Consider the following 21,403-nt stretch of genomic DNA (forward strand, 5'->3'; position numbering starts at 1 on the left):
TTTCAGGCCGCTACAGCCGTCGCCAGCCAGCGCTTGGCGACCAGCAGCTCAGCAATCTGGACGGCGTTAAGCGCAGCCCCTTTGCGAATCTGATCGCCGCTCAGCCAGAGCTCTAGCCCACAGGGGTGAGACAGATCCTGACGGATTCGGCCAACCAGGACATCGTCTTGACCACTGGCCTCGAACGGCATGGGGAAATAGTTAGCCTGCCAATCTTCTAGCAGCTTTACGCCGGGAGCCTGCGCCAAGATTGACCTGGCTCGCTCTGGTTCGAATGGGGTGTCAAATTCCAGGTTAACCGCTTCAGAATGGGCCCGCAAGACGGGAACCCGTATACAGGTAGCCGTAACCCGCAAATCGGGCTGATTAAAGATTTTGCGAGTTTCGTTCACCATTTTCATCTCTTCCTGGCAATAGCCCTGCTCGGTCAGGGGTGAATTGTGAGGAAAGAGATTGAAGGCTAGGGGATAGGGAAAAATTTCGGTCGGCGGCGGCTGATCGGCCAGCATTGCGGCAGCCTGCTCTTTAACTTCGGCCATCGCCCGAGCTCCGGCCCCGCTAGCGGACTGGTAGGTCGCCACCACGACTCGCCGAATCGGCTGCACCTGATGCAGCGGCCACAGCGCCAAACTCATCAAAATCGTCGTGCAGTTGGGGTTGGCGATTAGGCCGCGGTGATTCGCCGCCACCTCTGGGTTGACCTCGGGGACGATCAGCGGCACATCGCTATCCATCCGAAAGGCGCTGGAATTGTCGATGACGACCGCTCCAGCCGCGATCGCGACCTCGGCCCATTCTCGCGATACGCTAGCCCCGGCCGACGCCAAGACAATATCGACGTCTTCCAAGGCCGACTGGCTCAGCGCTTCGACGGTCACCGGCTGACCGCGAAAGCTCAGATGCTTGCCGGCCGACCGAGCCGACGCCAGCAGCTTGAGAGATTTAATTGGGAAACGGCGCTCCTGTAAGAGCTCTAGTAGCTCTGTCCCCACCGCTCCAGTCGCGCCTAAAATGGCAACGGTGTATGTTTCTTCGGGCAAGCAAATATCCTCCTGCACATGTTTCTTAATCTATTCATTGATCTATTCAATTGTCTGGAAGCTTCTATATGAAACGGAATACCAGCAGGGGGCCTGATTTTAGCTTGCCCCTGCCTCCAAGGCCCGTTTTGGCGACCCGCTTTGGCAGTCTGTGTGGCGCTAGGCTACCGGCTCTACCCCGACTCGTCAAGCAGCCGTAGCGCTAACTTACTTCATTATATAGGCCCAGCGCCAGTGGCTGTCGCCCATGTTGCCCTTTCGTCGAATCTCAGCCTATCGGCACCCACTGCCGGGCTAGTGGCTAGGGAGGCGGGAAGCCAAATAATTAGGTATGATAGCTAACTGTTTCTGTCTCCGACAGCCAACGGCCGACCTGCTGAACCATCAAGAACATTAATAAAGAACATAGCTGCAATGAAAGTTACCCAGGAAAAACTGCCCGACAGCCAGGTAGGACTCGAAATTGAAGTGCCCGCAGACCTGTCTAAGCAAGGATACGAGCAGGTTCTGCGGGACTATATGAAAAGCGCTAATATCCCTGGTTTCCGTAAGGGCAAGGTGCCGCGTCAGGTGCTGATTCAGCGCTTAGGACCGACTCGGCTGAAGGCAGCGGCGCTAGAAGACCTAGTGCAGAAGGCCATTGATCAAGCTATTGAGCAGGAAGAGCTAGAGGCGATCGGCAACTATCAGCTGCGCTCTTCCTTTGAAGATCTAATTGGTCAGTATGAGCCCGGCCAGCCTTTTATCATTTCGGCTTCGGTAGACGTTCCACCCCGGCTCAGCCTGAGCGAATATAAAGATCTGTCAGTTAAGGCTGAAAAAATTGAGCCCGATCCCAATCGGGTTGATGAAACCCTGAGCCGCTACCGCGAAAATCTGGCGACGCTGGTGCCAATCGAAGACCGAGCGGCTCAGGCGGGCGATGTGGCGATTATTGACTTTGTCGGCAAGCTGGTCAAACCCGACGGCGAGCCGGAAGTTTTTGAAGGCGGCAGCGCCGAGGACTTCCAGGTCGAAATTAAAGAAGGGCAATTTATTCCGGGCTTTGTCGAAGGCATTATTGGGATGGAGCTGGAAGAGACCAAAGATGTGGAGGTGACCTTTCCGGAAGCCTATTCCGACTCCAACCTAGCTGGTCAGCCCGCCGTTTTTACCATTACGCTGAACGAGCTGAAGGAAAAGGAGCTGCCCGACCTAGACGACGACTTTGCCCAGGAGGTCAGCGATTTTGAAACCATTGCCGAGCTGCGCCAGTCCTTAGAAGAGCGCTATCAGGAAGAGACTGAGCAGGCTACCCAGGCCAATATTGAGGCGGCGCTGCTCGACGCGCTGGTTGAGCATTTAGAGGCCGAGATGCCCCATACTCTGGTGCAGCGCGAAGCCACTTTCCTAGTGCAGCAAACGGTGGTGCAGCTCAGCCGCCAGGGCATCGACGTCAATAAGTTTCTGACTCAAGATCTGGTCGAAGGGATGCGGAAAAATGCCCGGCCCGAGGCGATTGAGCGGCTGCGGCGCACCCTGGCCTTGGGAGAAGTGGCTAAGCAAGAAGCGATCGCGGTCGAAGAAGCCGACATTCTGGCCCGCATGGACGAAATGCTGGCTGAAGTCGAGGATCCCGATGCCATCGATCCCGACCGGCTGCGTGAGGTCGTCAACGAAGACCTGCTAAAAGAAAAAATTCTCGCCTGGCTGAAGGAGCAGGCGACGATTGAGCTGGTACCCGAGGGCGCTTTGGCTCCTGAGGAAGATGAGGCAGCCGAACCCGTAGAACCGGACTCAGAGGAAGCAGCATCCGCCGAGCCCGCCTCAGCTGCCGAAGCAGTGATTGATGTCGAGGCTAGCGCCTAACTTTAGGCAGACGCGCCAGACAGGCAATTTTGCCGTTAGCAGATGGCCGAGGCTTGACAATCTATAAATTCGTCCGGGTATTGTAGATTAATGTCGAAATGCATTGACTTCGCTAAAGTGAGGTTAGCGATTAGGCATTTAGCTTCTAACCTGCCTGGCCGCTCCATCCTCTGTGCGACCGTTTGAATTTATGGACATTCTCAATTCCCAGCTGCCCAACATAGTCAGTACGAACGCCGGCGCCTCGACTCCCCGCAGCGTTGTGCCGATGGTACTGGAGCAGTCGGGTCGAGGCGAGCGCGCCTTTGACATCTACTCGCGGCTGCTGCGGGAGCGGATTGTCTTTCTGGGCACCCCGGTAGACGATATGGTGGCCGACTCCATCGTGGCTCAGCTGCTTTACCTGGATGCCGAAGACCCTGAAAAGGACGTGCAGCTCTACATCAACTCGCCCGGTGGCTCCGTTACAGCGGGTATGGCAATCTACGACACGATGCAGCAGGTGCGGCCAGACGTGGTTACCATCTGCTTTGGGTTAGCGGCCAGCATGGGGGCCTTTTTGCTCGCGGGCGGTGCGGCCAATAAGCGAATGGCGCTGCCCAGCTCGCGGATTATGATTCACCAGCCGCTGGGCGGAGCCCAGGGGCAGGCTGTCGATATCGAAATTCAGGCGCGGGAAATTCTGTACCTCAAGCGCCGCCTGAATGAGCTCTTAGCGGGTCATACCGGGCAAGCTCTAGAAAAGATTGAGGCTGACACCGAACGAGACTTCTTCATGTCAGCCGAAGAAGCCAGGGTCTACGGCCTGATCGATCAGGTGATCACCAAATCGACAATGGCGGATGCTAAGCTGACTGCGCTAGGGTAAAGAGCCAATATGCCTAAATATGACTCCCATCTCAAATGTTCCTTCTGCGGCAAGTCTCAGGAGCAGGTGCGCAAGCTGATCGCTGGGCCAGGAGTCTACATCTGCGATGAGTGTGTCGATCTCTGTAATGAAATTTTAGACGAAGAGTTGTTTGACTCTAGCGCTGCGGTCGCGACCCCCGCCCCGCGCCGCGACCAGCCCCCCGAGCGCCGGCGCAAAGCGCCCGTTCCCATCGCCCTCAGCCAGATTCCCAAACCGCGAGAAATTAAGTCCTACCTAGACGAGCATGTGATTGGCCAGAACGAGGCCAAAAAGGTGCTCTCGGTAGCGGTTTACAATCACTACAAGCGGCTCAGCTACGCCCAGTCGGAAGAAGGCGAGGCCAGTGAAAATATCGAGCTGCAAAAGTCAAATATTTTGCTCATCGGCCCAACTGGCTGTGGCAAAACTCTGCTTGCTCAGACCTTGGCCAGTATTCTAGACGTCCCCTTCGCTGTTGCCGACGCCACGACCCTGACCGAAGCGGGCTACGTCGGCGAAGATGTCGAGAATATTTTGCTGCGGCTGCTGCAGGTGGCCGACCTGGACGTTGAAGAAGCCCAGCGCGGCATTATCTACATCGATGAAATCGATAAGATTGCCCGCAAGAGTGAAAATCCGTCGATTACCCGCGATGTGTCCGGCGAGGGCGTCCAGCAGGCGCTGCTTAAGATGCTGGAAGGCACCGTCGCCAACGTTCCGCCCCAGGGCGGGCGGAAGCATCCCTACCAGGACTGCATTCAAATCGACACCCGCAATATTTTATTCATCTGCGGCGGCGCGTTTGTTGGACTCGACAAAATTGTCGAGCAGCGGATTGGCAAAAAGTCGATGGGCTTCATCCAGCCAGGCGAAGGGGCCAGCCGCGATAAGCGGGCCGCCGATATTCTTAAGTATCTGGAACCTGATGATATCGTCAAATTTGGCATGATTCCCGAGTTTATTGGCCGGATTCCCGCTATCTCTGTGGTTGAGCCGCTGGACGAAGACACGCTGGTCTCTATCCTCACCGAGCCCCGAAATGCGCTAGTCAAACAGTTTAAGCAGCTGATGCGAATGGATAGCGTAGACCTGGAGTTTACGGCTGATGCGGTAAGAGCGATCGCGAAAGAAGCCTTCAAGCGCAAAACCGGCGCCCGAGCCCTGCGCAGCATCATCGAAGAAATCATGCTCGACGTGATGTACGAGCTGCCTTCCCGTAAAGATGTCAACCACTGCACCATCACTCCCGAAATGGTGGAAGAGCGCTCCACGGCTAACCTACTGCTGCACCCCTCTTCCCTGCCCAAACCCGAATCTGCTTAGCCATGGCAACCGTCGTCGTCAACGGCGTTGAGCATTACTACGAGTGGATTGCTGAGGCCGATTCCCCCGGCGCATCCGGTCGGCCGGTGATGGTTTTCTTACATGGCTGGGCCGGGTCGGCCCGCTATTGGGAATCGACCGCCCAGGCCCTCAAGTCTGATTTTGACTGTCTGCTCTACGATATGCGGGGGTTTGGTCGAACTCAGGCCCCGGCAGCGGAGCAAATGGTAGCTGACCCTAGCCTCGGCAGCTTAGAAAGCTTTGCCGAAGACCTGCGGATTTTACTAGACCAGCTCGGCCTAAGCCAGCCCGTCTATCTAAACGCCCACTCGATGGGGGGCACGGTCGGACTTTACTTTCTCGATCGCTGTCCAGAACGGGTGCAAAAGGCCATTTTTACCTGCAATGGCAGCTTTGAGTATGACCAACGCGCCTTTGAAGCCTTCTACCGGTTTGGCGGCTACGTCGTCGCGGTGCGACCTAAATGGCTGAGCCGGGTGCCGCTAGCGCCGCAGATGTTTATGTCGCGCTTTTTACGGCGCTCCATTCCGCTGGCAGAGAAGCAGGCGTTTCTAAAAGATTTTCTGGTGGCGGATGGGGCCACCGCCGTTGGAACGCTACGGGCCGCGGTCAGCAAACATGCGACTGAAGTAATGCCTGCTGCCTTTTCTAGGGTGCAGCGGCCCGCCCTGATGATATCGGGTGAATATGACAAAATTACGCCAGCTGAGCTGGGGCGACAGGCGGCAGCCATGAGCGACCAGATCGAATATGTGCTGATGAAAGAGACGGCCCACTTTCCGATGCTGGAGGACCCGGCGACCTATCTAGAAGTTGTTTTAGATTTTGTCAGAGCAAAATCCTGAGACGGGTTTGGGTCAGCTTCTACTGAGTTAGTCGCTTGAGTCAGCGACCATAGATCTCTAGAATTAAGACTATTCACCTCTCTCTATTGAGAAGCTGCACCGAGTCCCCTTTATCCCCCGGAGGAACCATGCCCGAACGTCCAATTATTCTTGGCATTGTGGGCGATAGCGCCGCTGGTAAAACGACCTTGACGCGGGGGATTGCTCAGGTTGTCGGGAAGGACGACGTCACCATCATCTGCACCGACGACTACCACCGCTACGACCGCAAGCAGCGAGCTGAGATTGGCATTTCTGCCCTAGCTCCCGACTGCAACTACCTGGATATTATCGAGCAGCACCTGCAGCTGCTGCGGCAGGGGCAGCCCATCCTCAAGCCGATTTACAACCACTCAACGGGTATGTTTGACCCGCCGGAGTACATTCAGCCGAAGAAATTTGTGATCGTCGAGGGGCTGCTGGGCTACAAGACCAAGCGGGCTCGTGATACCTACGATGTGAAGGTCTACCTGGCGCCGCCGGAAGACCTGCGTACCAAGTGGAAAGTCGGCCGCGATACCCGCAAGCGGGGCTATGAGCCCGAACAGGTGCTGGAGCAGCTGAGAAAACGCGAGCCTGACTCGGAAGCCTTTATCCGCCCGCAGCGGCAGTGGGCCGATGTGATCGTGACCTTCTACCCCCCCCAGGATGACTCGGAGCAGAGCGACCTGCTGCTGAACGTCAAACTGGTGCTGCGCCCGACCATTCCTCACCCAGATTTCACCCATATTCTCGATGACAATGGCAACGACTTAGGCGATGCCATTCGGCTGGGGCTAGACCGCGATATGAGTAAGCCGGTGGACGTGCTAGAAATTGACGGCCATGCCCATGAGTCTCAGGTGCAGCAGCTGGAGCGTATTCTCTGTAAGGAAGTGCCCCATCTCGGCCAGTTTTGCAGCATTGAAGGCAATACCAATATTGGCAAAATTACCGGCACCACCGGCGAAACGTTGCAGAGCTATCCGCTGGCGCTGACCCAGCTTTTAATCACCTATCACATGCTTAAAGCAGCTCAGCGGACGGCCTTGCTTAAGTAGTAGTCGAGCAGCGCCGCATTTTCCTTCAGACTAACCAGCTGGTTGGCGCAGAGGATGCCCGATGCGGCGACGGCAGGAACGCCGATGCCGGGCAGAGTGCTATCTCCCACTCGGTAAAGCCCCTGAATGGGGGTTTTACAGCTGGGGAAGGGGCCTTGGTCAGCCGTGATCGCGGGTCCATAAGTCCCCCGATACCGCCGCAAAAAGTGGCTATGGGTGAGCGGTGTACCAATCAGCTCGACCTCTATTCGCTGGCGAACGTCGGGAATAATTTTTTCTAGCGCCCGAAACAGCGGTTCCACCTTTTCCCGCTTTTTGGCCTCGTAGGATTCGTCTCGCTGCCAGCCTGCCCAGGTCTCCAGCGTATAGGCATGGATGGCGTGATGCCCCGGCGGGGACAGGTTCGGGTCGAGCACGGTAGGAATCGACACCATGCAGGTGTTGCCGGGCGCGGCGATGTCTGCCTCAGTGCTGTGAACTACCACGTGATGAATTGTTAAGCCCTCCAACCCCTCAGCCCGAATGCCCAGGTGCAGGTGCATAAAGCTATCGACAGCCGGCGTCGCCAGGGCGGATTTGCGCTTGGGCGTCGGCCGCTGGTCGGGGCCAAGTAGGTGACCATAGGTGTCCCAAATCGTCGCGTTGGAAATCACCGTAGCGGCTTCCAACCGTTCGCCGGACTGAAGCACCACGCCCCGCGCCCGGCCCTGCTCGGTCCAAATTTTCTCGACATGGGTGCCCAGCCGCAGCTCTCCGCCCCAGCGCTTGAGACCGCGCACCAGCGCTTCAATAATGGCCCCGCTGCCGCCAATCGGATAGTCGATGACCGAGCGCGATCGCTCGCCAAACATAAAGGCCATTTCTGGCGCGACCGTTGCGTCGGCCTTCATCCCCGAGAGCAAAAAGCATTCCAGGTCGAGCAGCTGCCGTAGCCAGGGATCCTGCACCGTCTCTGCGACGATGTCGCCCATGGACCGGCCCAGATCGCGCAGGTGGGGCAAAAGTTTGACCAAAGCTCCGCCGTAGCGCCGCAGCAGCAGCGGCAGCAGTTTCCAATCGGCCCGCAGCGCCAGGCTGGGAACCGCCTGCAGTGGCGCATAGAGGTCGAGCAGCCGTTGCTCTAGTCGGTCAAAATCAGCCGCGGCCTGGGGGCTGACCTGAGCCAGGGCATGACGGTATTTGTCGCCGTCGCCGTAGACTGGGAAGGTCTGCTCGGGGAAATGATAGTGGCCAAACGGGTCGTAGGCGATGCTGGGCAGCGGTTCTTCCAGGCTGTCGAGCACCTGGCGCAGCGGATTGGCCGAGGTCGCATCGCTCAGGCCGCAGTAAAAGGAAGGGCCAGAGTCGAAGGTATACCCCTGCCATTTAAACGCGTGAGCCGCCCCACCGGGCAGCGTATGGCTTTCACAGACGGTGACTCGGCGACCGTAGCGGGCCAGCAGGGCGGCGGCAACCAGGCCGCCAATGCCGCTGCCAATCACAATTACATCGGTCTGCATAAATGTCTTAAGCGCTCTGAAGCTGCATCAGGCTACGCTCAATGTCTACCAAAGACTGCTGCACGGCAGCTTCCTCTTGTGGGGTGATTTTCTGGAGCTGCTCAAGCCGCCAGCGGGTGGCCGACTCCAGTTCCCGGATCTCTTGCTCAACGTGCTCGCGGGCCGGGTCCGGCAGCGTTTCTAGCACCTGCTGGAGTGCCGCCATCTCTCGCTCAAAGAAGGCTTGGGACGCCTCAATCTGAGCCTGAACGCCCCCGGCTTTGACGACAGAGTAAATTTCCATCAGCCGACGATAGGCCCGCAGATAGTTTGCGTCGGCGCTAACGGTACCCGGCTGAACGCTATATCGGGCTGCGGCTAAGCGTTTCCGCTGCTGCCACCACCGCAGCAGTAGCGGAATCGAGGTTGGGCCAATGACCGGCGAATTGGATAGGAGTTGCATTTAAGCTTTCAGAGACTTTTAGGAATTGGGGCTAGGCTAACGTCGGCGATGAAAACCGTATGATTTATTACTTTAATAAATGGGCTGGAGACAATCGGAAAATTGATAAAACCTTACAAAATCAGGCAGCCAGCTCTTTTTAGTGCTTTAGCATAGCAAGTGACAGAGAGACAGTTTCGCACTTATGGCACTCAAGGCAGTCCTTTTTAATTTTAATGGCGTCATCATCAACGACGAAGCCGTTCACCAGCGGCTGGTCGATCAGCTGCTGCTCGAGCAGAATCTGCGACCTGACCCCAAAGAGTATGCCCAGGTTTGCTTAGGTCGTAGCGATCGCGCCTGCCTCCGCGACCTGCTGGCCCAGCGCGATCGCGTTATCACCGATGCTGACCTGGAGCGGCTGCTGACTCAAAAAACGGCGGGCTATCAGGACTGGCTCAGCCAGGTCAGGGCAGTTCCTACTTATCCCGGCTTAGAAGACCTGATCTTTCGCGCCCGTGCTGCCCAGCTAAAAATGGCCGTCGTCACCGGGGCCCAGCGCATAGAGGTCGAGCAGGTTTTGGCCAGGACTGAGTTTGCACCCCACTTCTCAGTGATTGTGGCCGGGGATGAGCTGCCGGCCGAGGCCAGCAAGCCCGCTCCAGACGGCTATCTGCAAGCGATAGAGCGGCTGAATCAGCAGTATCCTGAGCTGGGCCTACGGCCTGACCAGTGCGTGGCGGTGGAAGATACCTTTGTCGGCATCGACGCGGCCAAAAATGCAGGAATCCCTGTGGTTGGCGTTGCTCACACGCTGCCGAACCATATGCTACAGCGGACGGCGACCTGGGTAGTGGACTATTTGTCGGAGGTGGAGCTGGAGTGGGTTGGGCGGAGGTATGAGTAGGTAGAGGGTAGAGGGAGAGTGGGGGAGTGTTCGCGAAGCGTCGCCGTAGGCGTTAGGGGTGGGGTGGTTTTTGGTAGAATGCGGACTGTGACGGGGAATTAGCTCAGCTGGTAGAGCGCTGCGATCGCACCGCAGAGGTCAGGAGTTCGAATCTCCTATTCTCCATCTTGAACCCCTGGCTGATTTTCGGGCTGATTTTGGGGCTGATTTGGGAAAATACATAGGTTCGGGCGGATGATGCGATGGGATAGAGGCCGACGCTAGTCATCACAGATTGCCTTTCAAAATTTCTTCCACAAAGGGCGTGAGTTCAGGAAACGTAGGCGATCGCACAGTGTCACTCCCGGCAAATTCAGAGGCGTCGTACCATCCCCCGGCAAGCGTAAGGAGGGTGACTTTTTCTGAAAGTGGATCGACGATCCAATATTCAGGAATGTCAAGAACGCTGTACTCAGCTCGCTTAGCACGGTAGTCGATGCCTTTGGTAGACTCACTGACCACCTCCACAACGAGCAGTGGAGGCGGCTCGTTAAGGCGAATCACCGCCTCACGGTTTTGTAGTTCCCGCCACTGCTCTAGGGGTAAGACAACAACGTCTGGAATACGGACAGTGTCCCATCGGTCACCTCGTGGCGATTGAATACCAATAACCATTTGCTTAGTGACCCAGTCTGGCGCTAGTCGCTTAATCTCGTCGCGAAAACAATTGTTAACGAAGTCAGCGATTTCACCATGCTGCCCCATCCCTAATGTCATCGAGACAAGCTCTCCATTAACGAGCTCGTAAGAGATATCGGTGCCGTCGTCATAGCTGAGGTAGTCGTCGAGGGTCAGTCGCTGAGTCGTAATTGCCATATTCTGCCTAGCGCTTCAGATACCATCGATCTTAACGGAGCCCTAAGACGATGGCCCTAAGACGATGGGTAGAATAGACTCAGAGCGCAAAATGCTCCAGTCGGCAGATTCTGCTGACTTTTGAGCTGGGAAAAATACATGAGAGCAAGATGTTAGTCCCAAATTTTCTTCAAATTTAGGCAGAAACCCACAAGTACAGGTTCCGCAGATAGCTTCAGAGGCGCTTCGATCACTTCAGCAGGCTGCCCTAGTCGATACACGGTAACCTGACGCTGCTTGCGGTCAATGAGCCAGCCTAAATGGCAACCGTTATCCAAATATTCCTGCATTTTCTGCTGTAGCGGTGCAAGTGCATCAGAGGGCGATCTCAGTTCTACTACAAAATCGGGACAGAGGGGGATGAACCGCTCTCGCTGCTCTGGGGTGAGGGCCTGCCAGCGAGACTTTTCCACCCAGGCAGCATCGGGAGAGCGGTCACTGCCGCTAGGCAAGGTAAAACCGGTCGAGGAGTCGAAGGCTTCCCCCAGTTCTGTCGCTTCGTTCCAGTTCCAGAGCTGACTGCTAATCGACAGGTTGCGTTTGCCGGTTTCTCCGCCAGTCGGGGGCATGACAATCAGGTCTCCCTGGGCAGTGCGTTCAAGCTTGAGGTCGGGGTTTGTCTGGCAAAGTTGGTAAAACTGCTGCCGTGAGAGGTGAATGATAGGCTCCAAAGTTAGGGTAAGGGCAGTCATGGCCTGGATACTCGCTGGATACTCGACAGCAGTTGCTTCTCAGTGTAAGCGATACTAGCTTAATCAAGTCTTGTCGGTGATAAGCCCCTTCTGCAGATAGCTAATGTTTTGCGTCATAAAAGATAAGTTACCCTATTCTGCTGTTGGCTTCGAGCAGCGTTAAGTCAAGGGGGTTGCGGGAAAGTGCTGGACTAGGGTCGTTGGCTCAAAAAATAATCGTGCTAGGTTGGCTAATTGGCGTAAAACCGAGGGAAAATCGGAATCTGGCTCTTTTAGCAAACTTAAATCCTTATTGCGGGAAGCGTAAACGCTTTACCTAAACAGCCCCTAATTCTGTAAATAATCGTGAGCTGCTCTACTTTACCTGCGCAGTTTCACTGGAATTGAAAAAATCAAGTAAACAGATGTAACCGATATAGCCGACGACATCGGAGAGAAAATTTACCAATGCTTACAATCAGAAAATTCTGTAAATCCTGATCCGACCTAGATAGAATTATTAATAAAAAGGGAATTCTGCATTTATGGATTTTTATAGTTCTCTAAAAGTCCAACTTAAAACCGTAGAGGTTATCCAGATGAGCACAGAAGAATCGACCGTCACCTATCAGGTCACTCTAATTAACGAGGCCCGAAATTTTAATGCGACGATTAACGTTCGCAGTGATGAGTACATTACCGAAGCAGCCGAGCAGCAGGGTATCCAGCTGCCGGTATCCTGCCGGGCAGGCGCTTGCATTAGCTGCAGTGGGCAGCTCGTCGAAGGCTCAGTGGGTCAAGGTCACTGCTTCTTAACGCCTAAAGAAGAAGCCGCTGGTTTTGTCCTGACCTGCAAGGCCTACCCTCGTTCAAACTGCACTATTCTAACCGATCGGGAAGATGCTTTGTTGGAATTTTCTGATCGTCTTTGAACGCCTGCCGCTTAAAATCATCGGTTTTTGAGGAAGGTTGAATCAAAAAAACGTCCCTCATATTTTCCCCATATTTCATCTCGACTCAGGTTGAGGAGCCAACGGCCACTCAAAACCTGTCTAGATATAAACCGCTTTTTGACCTTTCGTCTGAAACGCGCTGTTTCAGCTGCTGTTTGACTATGATATTACCTTCCTCCCTATCAGATAACGTTATTTCAAAAAAAATTGATGACTGTAGTTTTGTTGAGGTTGATGCGGAAACGCGTTTAATCGAGATTATTGGCAAAAGTGAGACTCGAGTGATCACAGCGCCTAAAACGGCTTCTATTACAGATATTTCTCTGCTGATGAAAGAGCACCAGGTAACCTATCTAGTCATTGTTGAAGCGGCTGAATCTGGCCCCGGTGTCGTTTCTAGCTTGCCTCAACCCGTCGGGCTAGTCACTAATCAGACCCTGCTTCAATATCGGTCCGCCAGGCTAGGTTCCCAGGTCGCTCGGGCTGAAGCTCTGATGCAAGCCCCTCTATGTCAGCTTCATGCAGAAGCTTCGCTCTGGGAGGCTCACCAGCTAATGAGTCAGCAGCAGGCACAGTACGGTGTTGTACTCAATGATGCGCTAGAGCTCCTGGGTTTGGTTTCTCAAACCGATCTGCTACGGCTGCTTGACCCGACTGTGCTGGTTGACCTAGTCGAAAGTTTGCAGCAGCAAACGACGGATTTGGCCAGTCAGTTGAGCTGTACCCAAACACAGCTGAACCATGAGCAGGCCGCCCATCATCAAACTCAGCTGACGCTAGAGCAGGCTCAGGCGCAGTTTAAGGCAAAAATCAAAGAGCGGACAGCTGAAATTTCTCAGATCAATGAGAGTCTGAAGAAAGACCTGCGCAAGCGCCAGCGGGTCGAAAAAGCTCTGCGTCAGACTTTAGAGACGCTACAGAACACCCAAGCACAGCTCATTCAGCAAGAGCGGATGGCGGGCCTGGGACAGCTCGTTGCGGGCATCGCTCATGAAATCAATAACCCGGTCAACTTCATTCACGGCAACCTCACCCCGGCCAGCCAGTATGTCCATGATCTGCTAGGTCTGATAGCTCAGTTTCAGCAGCAGTATCCCAACCCGACCCCAATCATTCAGGCTGAAATGGATGCCATTGAGCTGGACTTTCTGACCGAAGACTTTCCGAAGCTGCTGGACTCGATGCAAGTTGGGACGGAGCGCATTCGTGAAATCGTGAAATCGCTGCGGAACTTCTCTCGCTTAGACGAGGCAGAATTCAAGCAGGTCGATGTCCATGAGGGCATTGACAGTACCCTGATGATTCTGCACAGTCGCCTAAAAGAAAGGGCAGGCCATCCTGGCATCCGGGTGGTCAAGGCCTATGGTGAGCTGCCTAAAGTTGATTGCTTTGCTAGCCAGCTCAATCAGGTGTTCCTCAATCTGCTAAGCAATGCCATTGACGCGGTGGAAAACCACGATCAGCAGCGATCGCTTGAAGCCATCCAGGCTGAACCCGGCACCATTCGAATCACCACTGAAGTGACAGATCAGAATTGGGTTTGCATTCGCATAGCGGATAACGGCCCTGGTATTCCCGAAAATATTCGGGCTCAGGTGTTTGATCCGTTCTTTACAACCAAGCCCGTTGGCCAAGGTACTGGACTGGGTCTCTCGATTAGCTATCAAATCGTCCAAGACAAGCACAGCGGTAGTCTGAGCTGCCGTTCAGTCCCGGCCCAGGGGGCTGAGTTTACGATCGAGATTCCTGTTGAGCAAACTGCTCATCAACTCGCCTGTGGCGAATAGAGGCATCGTCGAAGGAAGCAGCAGCCGGGTTTGTGCTTTTGTGTAAAGCTCGTCCCCGCAGCACCTGCATTATCATCACCGATCAGGATGATGCTCTATTAGAGTTCTCAGACCGGCTTTGATCCGTGCTTCACACCGTTAGGATTCAAACCTAGCAAGCTGAGCTCTATAGATGGCGATCGCGCTTTCTGTCATTTTCCCGGCCGCTAGCCTGAGCAAAGCGTCTATGGCTGGACTCAAAAGCCTCCAGGCAGCAGATTTCATTAACTTTTGAGACAGACTAAAAATCTTGCTCAAAGAACTAGCTAAAATTTCTGTAACATACAATACAAAATGAGGGTTTTATGGCCGTATCGATTGCCGTCTCTTCAAATGCAGCTGCCCCAATTGAAAGCTTTATTCCCAAAGCACATGAGTGGGTCAAACTGCGCAATCCGATTTCTGAATACAGTGCTGATGAGGCTCTGCTGCTCTGCGAAGCGTCCGAGGATTGCTGGGTAGCCTGGGTGCCTGGGTATGGTGAAGCTCGCTTGAATCGTCAGCAGCTACTCCAGCCAGAATAGTCGAGCTTATTCAGTCCCAATTTTTCTTTAGATCGAGGTAAAACCCCGGCAGTCGGGATTCTGCCGACCAGCTCGGAGGCGCTTCCAACAATTCAGCGGCTGCTCTTAACTTCGGCAGGGAGTTGCATCAGGCCATCGCTGAACTGTGTGCTTTCTGAATACCTTAAAATGAGGGTGACTGTCTGGCATCCCCTGTGACCGATAAACCCCCTTTCCCAGGCATGAATCCTTACTCGGAGCATCCGGCCCTATGGCCAGAGATTCACCATGGGGCGATCAGCAGCCTGATGCGGGTGCTGAATCCTCAGATTACGCCAAAGTATCGGGCGGCATTAGATCAGCGGGTCTACATGGATACCCTGTTAGTCGGCATTCCAGAGAGTACGGTTACTCAACAATCCCTGTCTACTGAAGCGCTTATTCCTGCTTCAGCGCTGCGTTCAGCAGTGGTTAGCATACCTGAGCGAGTCACGGTGCCCATGCTAGAAGAAGTGACCGAGCGCTATCTAGAAATTAGAGAAATCAAAACTCAAAGGGTGATTACCGTTGTCGAGCTGCTGTCGCCGAAAAACAAGCGATCGGGAGAAGGGCGAAAGCAGTATTTGCGCAAGCGACAGTCGCTGCTCAATAGCCAAACTCATCTAGTCGAGATTGACCTGCTCAGAGCAGGCGTGCCAATGCCAGTTGAGGGAGGCAACAAATCCGATTATCAAATCCTGGTGAGCCGGGCGCAGGAGCGTCCGGGGGCAGAGCGCTATCCCTTTAATCTGCAAGATCCCATTCCCTGCTTTCTACTACCTTTGCAACCTGGCGATGAGGAACCTATCATCGATTTAGCCCAATTGATTGTTCAGGCATCTGAGGAAGCGGCAATTGATCTTGCCATCGACTATACGCAACCGCCAACGCCCGCCCTGAGCGCAGAACATGCTGCCTGGCTAAAAAACCTTTAATCCACTTTACCCAACGACCCATGTCAGTACCCCTGATTCCCAAACTCAGCAGACTGCCCCAGCATCTGCCAGCAGAAGCGGCAGTGAGTATTGAATTGGAAGAGGGAATCCCTATGTTTCGAGCTTCCAGCACCGTTCAAACTCGAATCGAAGAATTACTCTTTAAGCAAAAAGAAGCCGCACTCAGTTTAGCGGAAGCGCAGGAATTGGACTGCTATGAAGAGATTGACGACTACTTAAGCTTTGTGAATCGGACAGTCCGTAATCTTTTTCTAGCGCAAGCCCAGAAAGCTTTCTGAGAATGGCTCGTAGTAAGGTTTCTGAGGCAATTCAGGCTCAGGCGCGTCAGCGAGCTAGAAATCTATGCGAATATTGCCATGCCTCAGAGAAATGGCAGTACGTTCGCTTTACTGTAGATCACGTCATTCCGCTTGACCAGGATGGCGCTGATGATATTGATAATTTGGCAATTGCATGTTTTCACTGCAATCGCCGAAAATCAAACCGCCTTACAGGCGTTGATCCTATAGATATTGTAGATATTGCAACAGTACCGCTGTTCAATCCACGGCACGACCAGTGGATTGAACACTTTATCTGGTCGGCTGATACACTTTACATTTTGGCCCTGACATCGACTGGACGCGCGACCATTGCAGCTCTGGATCTAAATCGCGATCGCGTAATCAATATTCGCGCTGCTGACAGAGAAATCGGTCGGCATCCTCCATTGGAAGACCCCGTTCAAAAAGCCACTTTTTCTTCGTAAGGCATAATCACGGTAGAGTAGGCTACTGCTGTGCGATTCTCTATAGAGGCTTTGCCAATGCAGTTTCTCGCTCGGTTTGGCGCTGCTGAATCTCGTCGAGCTTGGGGTTGGGGATAGCCTGGATCAGCTGCTGCGTGTAGGGCTTTTGGGGATAGTTGTAAATTTCGTCGGCGGGGCCGATTTCTTCCAGGCGACCGGCGTTCATCACCATAATGCGATCGCTGACAAACTTAACCACGCTGAGGTCGTGGGAAATAAAGATATAGGTGAGGCCAAAGTCGGCCTGGAGGTCTTTCAGCAGGTTCAGCACCTGGGCCTGAACCGAGACATCCAAGGCTGAAACCGACTCGTCACAGATGATGAAGCTAGGCTCGCAGGCCAGGGTGCGGGCGATGCAGATGCGCTGGCGCTGGCCGCCGGAAAATTCGTGGGGCATGCGCGGTAGGGCAGAGGCGTCGAGGCCAACCCGCTCTAGCAGATCGACGGCGCGATCTCGCCTTTCCGCCGCAGAGTCATACAGGTGATGAATCTGCATTGGCTCCATCACGGCTGAGCCAATGTTCTGCCGCCCGTTTAGCGAGCCGTAGGGATTTTGAAAGATAATCTGCATTTTACGACGCAGGTCGCGCAGCGGTTTGGCATCCAGCGTCAGGACCGGCTGGCCTTCGTAGGTGACCTCGCCCTCGGTCGGCTCGATCAGCCTGAGCAAACAGCGGCTCAGGGTTGATTTGCCGCAGCCCGACTCGCCCACCAGACCCAGCGTCTCGCCCGGGTAGACCTCAAAGCTGACCTGATCGACCGCCTTGAAAAACGTTTTCTTGGCCAAAAAACCGTGCCGCACCGGATAGGCTTTAGTCAGATTTCTGACGGTCAGCAGCGGTGGCTTTTGAGTCAGCGCCTCGTAGCGAGATCGGGTTTCGGCCGCGCTGATCTCGGCGGTTAGCTCCTCTGAGTCAGCGTCTGCCTTGGCGACAATCTCCAGCTCGCCCTCAGCATTGGTCGTGACCGTCATAAAGTCCGAGACGGTGGGCAGGCGCTTGAGCCGCCGGTCGGGCTGGGGCCGGCAGTTGAGCAGGCCCTGGGTGTAGGGATGCTGGGGCCGGGCAAACAGGTCGTACACCTTAGCCGACTCCACCGGCTCGCCCCGATACATCACCACCACCCGATCGGCGACTTCGGCAATCACCCCCATGTCGTGAGTGATGAAGATAACCGCCATATCGCGCTTGGTTTGCAGGTTTCGTAGCAGCTGCAAAATGGTGTCTTGGATCGTCACGTCGAGCGCCGTCGTCGGCTCGTCAGCAATCAGGATAGCTGGGTTGCCCGCCAGCGCCATGGCGATCATCACCCGCTGCTGCTGGCCGCCCGAAATCTGATGCGGGTAGCGCTCGATCATCTGCGCCGGCTCGGGCAGCTGCACTTCTTGGAAAAGCGCGATTGCCCTTTGCCTGGCCTCCGACTTGTCCACCTGCTGATGCAGCCGAATCGCCTCAACCACCTGATTGCCGCAGGTATAGACGGGATTAAGCGACGTCAGTGGCTCCTGAAACACCATGGAAATCAGGCCGCCCCGATATTTGCGCCGGGCTTCTGCGTTGAGGCTGAGCAAATTGACCGGCTCAGCGTCAGGATGACGCGGGTCGCGAAACCAGATTTCACCCTCGATCTCAGCCGTGGGGGGCAGCAGACCGATGATACCCAAAGAGGTGACCGATTTTCCAGAACCGGACTCGCCGACAATGCCCAGTGTTTCACCGGGAATCAGCTGATAGGACACGCCCTTGACTGCCCGCACGGTTTCATGCTTGCCGCGAAAGGTAACCGAAAAATTTCGAACGTTTAAAATCGGCGGGTCGGGCTGGTTCACTGGAGTTCACAGGTCTGGGGAAGTTTGCTTAGCCTATCAGATGCCACAGGGCTGTACCGTCAGCGATGGACAAATTTACGCTATAAGCCTTAGCCGCTCCGTCCAGTTCCGTTTTGAGCCGCTGGCGGAATCACAACTTTTCTTGCTACTCCGGTGTCGCAGGTCGCGGTTAAGCTTTTAATTGATCCTTGACAGATAACCTAATCTTAATCTGAAGCCGCCCGCTCAATTTGAGCGGGCGGCTTCAGATAGGTTGATAAAATACCACAAGCTTGTTGTTTTGACTATTGTTTGACTATGCAATTTTGGCGCAGGTTTCGATTTGTGATTCTGGCCCTGTTGGCCTGTACGCTGACCATCGTGCTGACCAACTGCGACAGCAGCGAGCCGCAGACCACGACTGAGGGCGCGGCCACCGAAGAGTCAGCAGCCCCGGCCACCACGCTGGTCTATGGCTCCGGTGGTCAGCCGGTCAACCTAGCCCCTGGCGACATCACCGACGGCAACTCGATTGCCGTACAAAAGCAGATTTATAATCGCCTGCTGGGCACTGAGCCTGGCACGACAGAAATTGTTCCCGAGCTGGCAGAAGAATGGTCTGCTTCGGAGGACGGTCTGACCTGGACGTTCAATCTCAGAGAGGGCATCACCTTCCACGACGGCAGCGACTTCAACGCTGAAGCCGTCGTTTTCAACGTCAATCGCTGGTGGGATCCTGAGTTTGAGTTTGGCTATCGGGCCGAGGGCAAGCTGTATGAAATCTGGTCGGACCTATTCGGCGGCTATAAGGGCGATGAAGCATCAATTCTACAGGCCGTTACCGCTGTTGATGATATAACGGTTGAGTTTCAGATGAGCCAGCCCTTTGCTGCCTTTCCAGCCGCGATCGCGTCGGGCTATTTCGGCATTGCCAGCCCCACCGCTATTCAAGAAGCCGGGGCCGACTACGGTTCGCCCAGCTCGCTGGCCGTGGGCACGGGACCCTACGTTTTTCAGGAATGGCGCTCGGGCGATCGCGTCACCCTCACCGCCTACCCCGACTATTGGGAAGCAGACCTGCCCAAGTCAGAGCAGCTGGTGATCAGCTTTGTCGATGACCCGGCGGCGCGGCTGGCCCAGCTGCGGGCGGGGACGCTCGACTTCACGGTGGATCTAACGCCGGACCAGCTGCCCGAAATTGAGAGCGACCCCAACCTGGAGGCTAAGCTGCGGCCTTCTTTGAACGTGGGCTATCTGGCCCTAAATCCTACCTATGAACCCCTGTCTAAACCCGAGGTACGTCAGGCCATCGCCGAAGCGATCAACAAGCCCGAAATTGTCCAGGCCTTTTGGGGCGACCTGGGCGAAACCGATCCCCACTTCACGCCGCCCTCTATGGAATCCGCCCAGGACAAGAGCTTGGATGACTATACTTATGATCCAGACGCGGCTCAGCAAGCCATAGCAGAAGCGGGCTATCCCGATGGCTTTGACCTCGACCTCTGGTATATGCCCGTGAGTCGGCCCTACTTCCCCAACCCCAAGCCGATTGCCGAAGCCTTTGCGGCTGAGCTCAGCGCCATTGGCATCAACGTCAATCTGCAAACGAAGGACTGGGCCGCTTACCTAGAGGACCGGAATAAAGCGCCCGGGTTTCAGTCGTTTATGCTGGGCTGGACGGGGGACTACGGCGACCCCGACAATTTTCTCTATGCCCACTTTGGCCCAGGCGCAACTCAGGACCTCGGCAACTGGAAGAATGAACAGGTCTTTCAGCTGCTGAACGAGGCCCGGGCTTCAACCGATGAAAGCGAACGCAATGACCTCTACAGTCAGGTAGACGCCATCCTCTACGAAGAGGCCGTGCGGATTCCGATTGTCCATTCTCAGCCGCTCCTGGCGCAGCGCACCAGCATCAGCGGCTGGACGCCTAGCCCGCTGGGGTCGGAGTCATTTGCCACGGTTGAGAAATCCTAGGGTTTCTGACTGGACAATAGGTCATTTCGGGTCAAGCTATCCGCGCCAGCCCCTCGATTTTGGAGGGCGCTAAAATTTAATGGGGACATCCGATGGGACGCTATATTCTGCGCCGTTTGCTGAATCTGATTCCGGTACTGCTGGGAATTACGCTGCTGGTGTTCCTGTTTCTACACCTGATTCCGGGAGATCCGGCGGTGACGCTACTGGGCGATCGCGCCACGCCCGAGCAGGTCGAGAATCTGCGCGAAAAGTTGGGGCTAAATGAGCCGCTGCCGCTGCAATACCTGGCTTTTTTGAGGGATCTGCTGACCTTCGACCTGGGCCGCAGCATTTTTACCGGCGTACCGATCATCGAAGAAATCAAGATTCGCTGGCCTGCCACCTTTGAGCTATCGGTCGCGGCGATGCTGATTGCTTTAGGGGTCGGTGTCCCGGCTGGGGTGATTGCCGCCGTGCGCAAAAACAGCCTAGTGGATAACGCCACCATGACGGGCTCGCTGATCGGGGTCTCGATGCCGGTCTACTGGCTGGGACTGCTGCTGATCTACCTATTTGCCGTCAATCTGCGCTGGCTGCCCCCCAGCGGTCGGCTGGGCATTGACGCCGGGTTTAGCTTTCAGCCAATTACCGGTTTCTATGTGCTCGATGCAATTTTAAAGGGCGATTTTCGCCTCTTAAAGGACGTTTTAGCTCACCTGATTCTGCCGGCAATCACGCTGAGCACTATCTCCCTCGCCATCCTAGCCAGAATCACCCGCAGCGCCATGCTAGAGGTGCTTTCCCAGGACTACATTCGCACCGCCCGGGCCAAAGGCGTGCTGGAATGGCGAGTCATCTTCAAGCACGCCCTGAAAAACGCTATGCTGCCCGTGATTACCATTGTCGGCCTGGAGTTTGGTACGCTGCTCGGCGGCGCCATTCTCACCGAAACCATTTTCGCCTGGCCCGGCATCGGCGAATGGATCTACGGCGGCATCCTACAGCGCGACTACCCCGTGGTTCAGGGGGGCATCATCTTCGTCGCTACGGCATTTGTGCTAATCAACCTGCTCGTCGATATCTCCTACGCCCTGCTCGACCCCAGAATTCAGTATAAGTAGTCCTTTTTTACCAAG

20 protein-coding genes and 1 tRNA gene are annotated in these 21,403 nt (G+C 55.1%); 15 read left to right on the forward strand and 6 right to left on the reverse strand.

Annotation, left to right across the window (positions count from 1 at the left end; all coding sequences use genetic code 11):
- Positions 1 to 2: 2 nt before the first annotated feature.
- On the reverse strand, positions 3 to 1,040 hold the full coding sequence (locus IQ241_RS11115) for an aspartate-semialdehyde dehydrogenase (RefSeq protein ID WP_193907027.1): 1,038 nt from the start codon (positions 1,038 to 1,040) through the stop codon (positions 3 to 5).
- 414 nt (positions 1,041 to 1,454) lie between these two features.
- Here IQ241_RS11115 and tig point away from each other — a divergent pair, with 414 nt between their 5' ends.
- From tig to IQ241_RS11140, 5 genes are all read left to right on the forward strand, one after another.
- Positions 1,455 to 2,888: a trigger factor gene (tig, locus tag IQ241_RS11120; protein ID WP_193907029.1), complete on the forward strand. Its 1,434-nt coding sequence runs from the start codon at positions 1,455 to 1,457 to the stop codon at positions 2,886 to 2,888.
- 196 nt (positions 2,889 to 3,084) lie between these two features.
- Positions 3,085 to 3,756, forward strand: a complete 672-nt coding sequence (gene clpP / locus IQ241_RS11125) for an ATP-dependent Clp endopeptidase proteolytic subunit ClpP (protein WP_390622454.1) — start codon at positions 3,085 to 3,087, stop codon at positions 3,754 to 3,756.
- A 9-nt stretch (positions 3,757 to 3,765) separates the two neighbouring features.
- Complete coding sequence (clpX, locus tag IQ241_RS11130; RefSeq protein WP_193907034.1) at positions 3,766 to 5,100, forward strand: ATP-dependent protease ATP-binding subunit ClpX; 1,335 nt, start codon at positions 3,766 to 3,768, stop codon at positions 5,098 to 5,100.
- A gap of 2 nt (positions 5,101 to 5,102) precedes the next feature.
- Positions 5,103 to 5,966, forward strand: coding sequence for an alpha/beta fold hydrolase (locus IQ241_RS11135; RefSeq protein WP_193907036.1), 864 nt, complete (start codon positions 5,103 to 5,105; stop codon positions 5,964 to 5,966).
- A gap of 128 nt (positions 5,967 to 6,094) precedes the next feature.
- On the forward strand, positions 6,095 to 7,045 hold the full coding sequence (locus IQ241_RS11140) for a phosphoribulokinase (protein WP_193907038.1): 951 nt from the start codon (positions 6,095 to 6,097) through the stop codon (positions 7,043 to 7,045).
- Here the strand turns inward: IQ241_RS11140 and IQ241_RS11145 are convergent.
- The gene (locus tag IQ241_RS11145) at positions 7,021 to 8,544 is read right to left on the reverse strand and encodes a phytoene desaturase family protein (protein WP_193907040.1); all 1,524 of its coding nucleotides are present in this window, start codon (positions 8,542 to 8,544) and stop codon (positions 7,021 to 7,023) included. The genes IQ241_RS11140 and IQ241_RS11145 overlap by 25 nt on opposite strands.
- 7 nt (positions 8,545 to 8,551) lie before the next feature.
- Positions 8,552 to 8,986 carry a hypothetical protein gene (locus IQ241_RS11150; protein ID WP_193907042.1) on the reverse strand — a complete coding sequence of 145 codons (435 nt, stop codon included), beginning with the start codon at positions 8,984 to 8,986 and terminating at the stop codon, positions 8,552 to 8,554.
- Between the two features lie 184 nt (positions 8,987 to 9,170).
- Here IQ241_RS11150 and IQ241_RS11155 point away from each other — a divergent pair, with 184 nt between their 5' ends.
- Positions 9,171 to 9,872, forward strand: a complete 702-nt coding sequence (locus tag IQ241_RS11155) for an HAD family hydrolase (RefSeq protein WP_193907044.1) — start codon at positions 9,171 to 9,173, stop codon at positions 9,870 to 9,872.
- A gap of 92 nt (positions 9,873 to 9,964) precedes the next feature.
- A tRNA-Ala gene (locus tag IQ241_RS11160) sits at positions 9,965 to 10,037 on the forward strand.
- 102 nt (positions 10,038 to 10,139) lie between these two features.
- Here IQ241_RS11160 and IQ241_RS11165 read toward each other — a convergent pair.
- Positions 10,140 to 10,727 (reverse strand): Uma2 family endonuclease, encoded by a 588-nt coding sequence (locus IQ241_RS11165; RefSeq protein ID WP_193907045.1) that lies wholly within the window; start codon positions 10,725 to 10,727, stop codon positions 10,140 to 10,142.
- Positions 10,728 to 10,879: 152 nt separating this feature from the next.
- The gene (locus IQ241_RS11170) at positions 10,880 to 11,458 is read right to left on the reverse strand and encodes a Uma2 family endonuclease (RefSeq protein ID WP_193907046.1); all 579 of its coding nucleotides are present in this window, start codon (positions 11,456 to 11,458) and stop codon (positions 10,880 to 10,882) included.
- Positions 11,459 to 12,036: 578 nt separating this feature from the next.
- Between IQ241_RS11170 and IQ241_RS11175 the strand changes: the two genes are divergently transcribed.
- From IQ241_RS11175 to IQ241_RS11200, 6 genes are all read left to right on the forward strand, one after another.
- The gene (locus IQ241_RS11175; protein ID WP_193907047.1) at positions 12,037 to 12,369 is read left to right on the forward strand and encodes a 2Fe-2S iron-sulfur cluster-binding protein; all 333 of its coding nucleotides are present in this window, start codon (positions 12,037 to 12,039) and stop codon (positions 12,367 to 12,369) included.
- Positions 12,370 to 12,719: 350 nt separating this feature from the next.
- A complete protein-coding gene (locus IQ241_RS11180; protein ID WP_228021597.1) occupies positions 12,720 to 14,177 on the forward strand; it encodes an ATP-binding protein in 1,458 nt (485 codons plus the stop codon).
- Positions 14,178 to 14,521: 344 nt separating this feature from the next.
- Positions 14,522 to 14,740: a hypothetical protein gene (locus IQ241_RS11185; RefSeq protein ID WP_193907055.1), complete on the forward strand. Its 219-nt coding sequence runs from the start codon at positions 14,522 to 14,524 to the stop codon at positions 14,738 to 14,740.
- Positions 14,741 to 14,934: 194 nt separating this feature from the next.
- A complete protein-coding gene (locus IQ241_RS11190; RefSeq protein ID WP_193907057.1) occupies positions 14,935 to 15,693 on the forward strand; it encodes a DUF4058 family protein in 759 nt (252 codons plus the stop codon).
- A gap of 20 nt (positions 15,694 to 15,713) precedes the next feature.
- Positions 15,714 to 15,992 (forward strand): hypothetical protein, encoded by a 279-nt coding sequence (locus IQ241_RS11195; RefSeq protein ID WP_193907059.1) that lies wholly within the window; start codon positions 15,714 to 15,716, stop codon positions 15,990 to 15,992.
- Positions 15,993 to 15,994: 2 nt separating this feature from the next.
- On the forward strand, positions 15,995 to 16,462 hold the full coding sequence (locus IQ241_RS11200) for an HNH endonuclease (RefSeq protein ID WP_193907061.1): 468 nt from the start codon (positions 15,995 to 15,997) through the stop codon (positions 16,460 to 16,462).
- Positions 16,463 to 16,502: 40 nt separating this feature from the next.
- On the opposite strand, the gene IQ241_RS11205 is transcribed toward IQ241_RS11200, so the two are convergent.
- Positions 16,503 to 18,329 carry an ABC transporter ATP-binding protein gene (locus tag IQ241_RS11205; protein WP_193907063.1) on the reverse strand — a complete coding sequence of 609 codons (1,827 nt, stop codon included), beginning with the start codon at positions 18,327 to 18,329 and terminating at the stop codon, positions 16,503 to 16,505.
- A 297-nt stretch (positions 18,330 to 18,626) separates the two neighbouring features.
- Between IQ241_RS11205 and IQ241_RS11210 the strand changes: the two genes are divergently transcribed.
- Positions 18,627 to 20,285 (forward strand): ABC transporter substrate-binding protein, encoded by a 1,659-nt coding sequence (locus tag IQ241_RS11210; protein ID WP_193907065.1) that lies wholly within the window; start codon positions 18,627 to 18,629, stop codon positions 20,283 to 20,285.
- A 92-nt stretch (positions 20,286 to 20,377) separates the two neighbouring features.
- A complete protein-coding gene (locus tag IQ241_RS11215) occupies positions 20,378 to 21,388 on the forward strand; it encodes an ABC transporter permease (RefSeq protein WP_193907067.1) in 1,011 nt (336 codons plus the stop codon).
- Positions 21,389 to 21,403 lie beyond the last annotated feature (15 nt).

It is taken from the genome of Vasconcelosia minhoensis LEGE 07310, from assembly GCF_015207255.1.
Taxonomy (GTDB): Bacteria; Cyanobacteriota; Cyanobacteriia; order Phormidesmidales; family Phormidesmidaceae; genus Vasconcelosia; species Vasconcelosia minhoensis.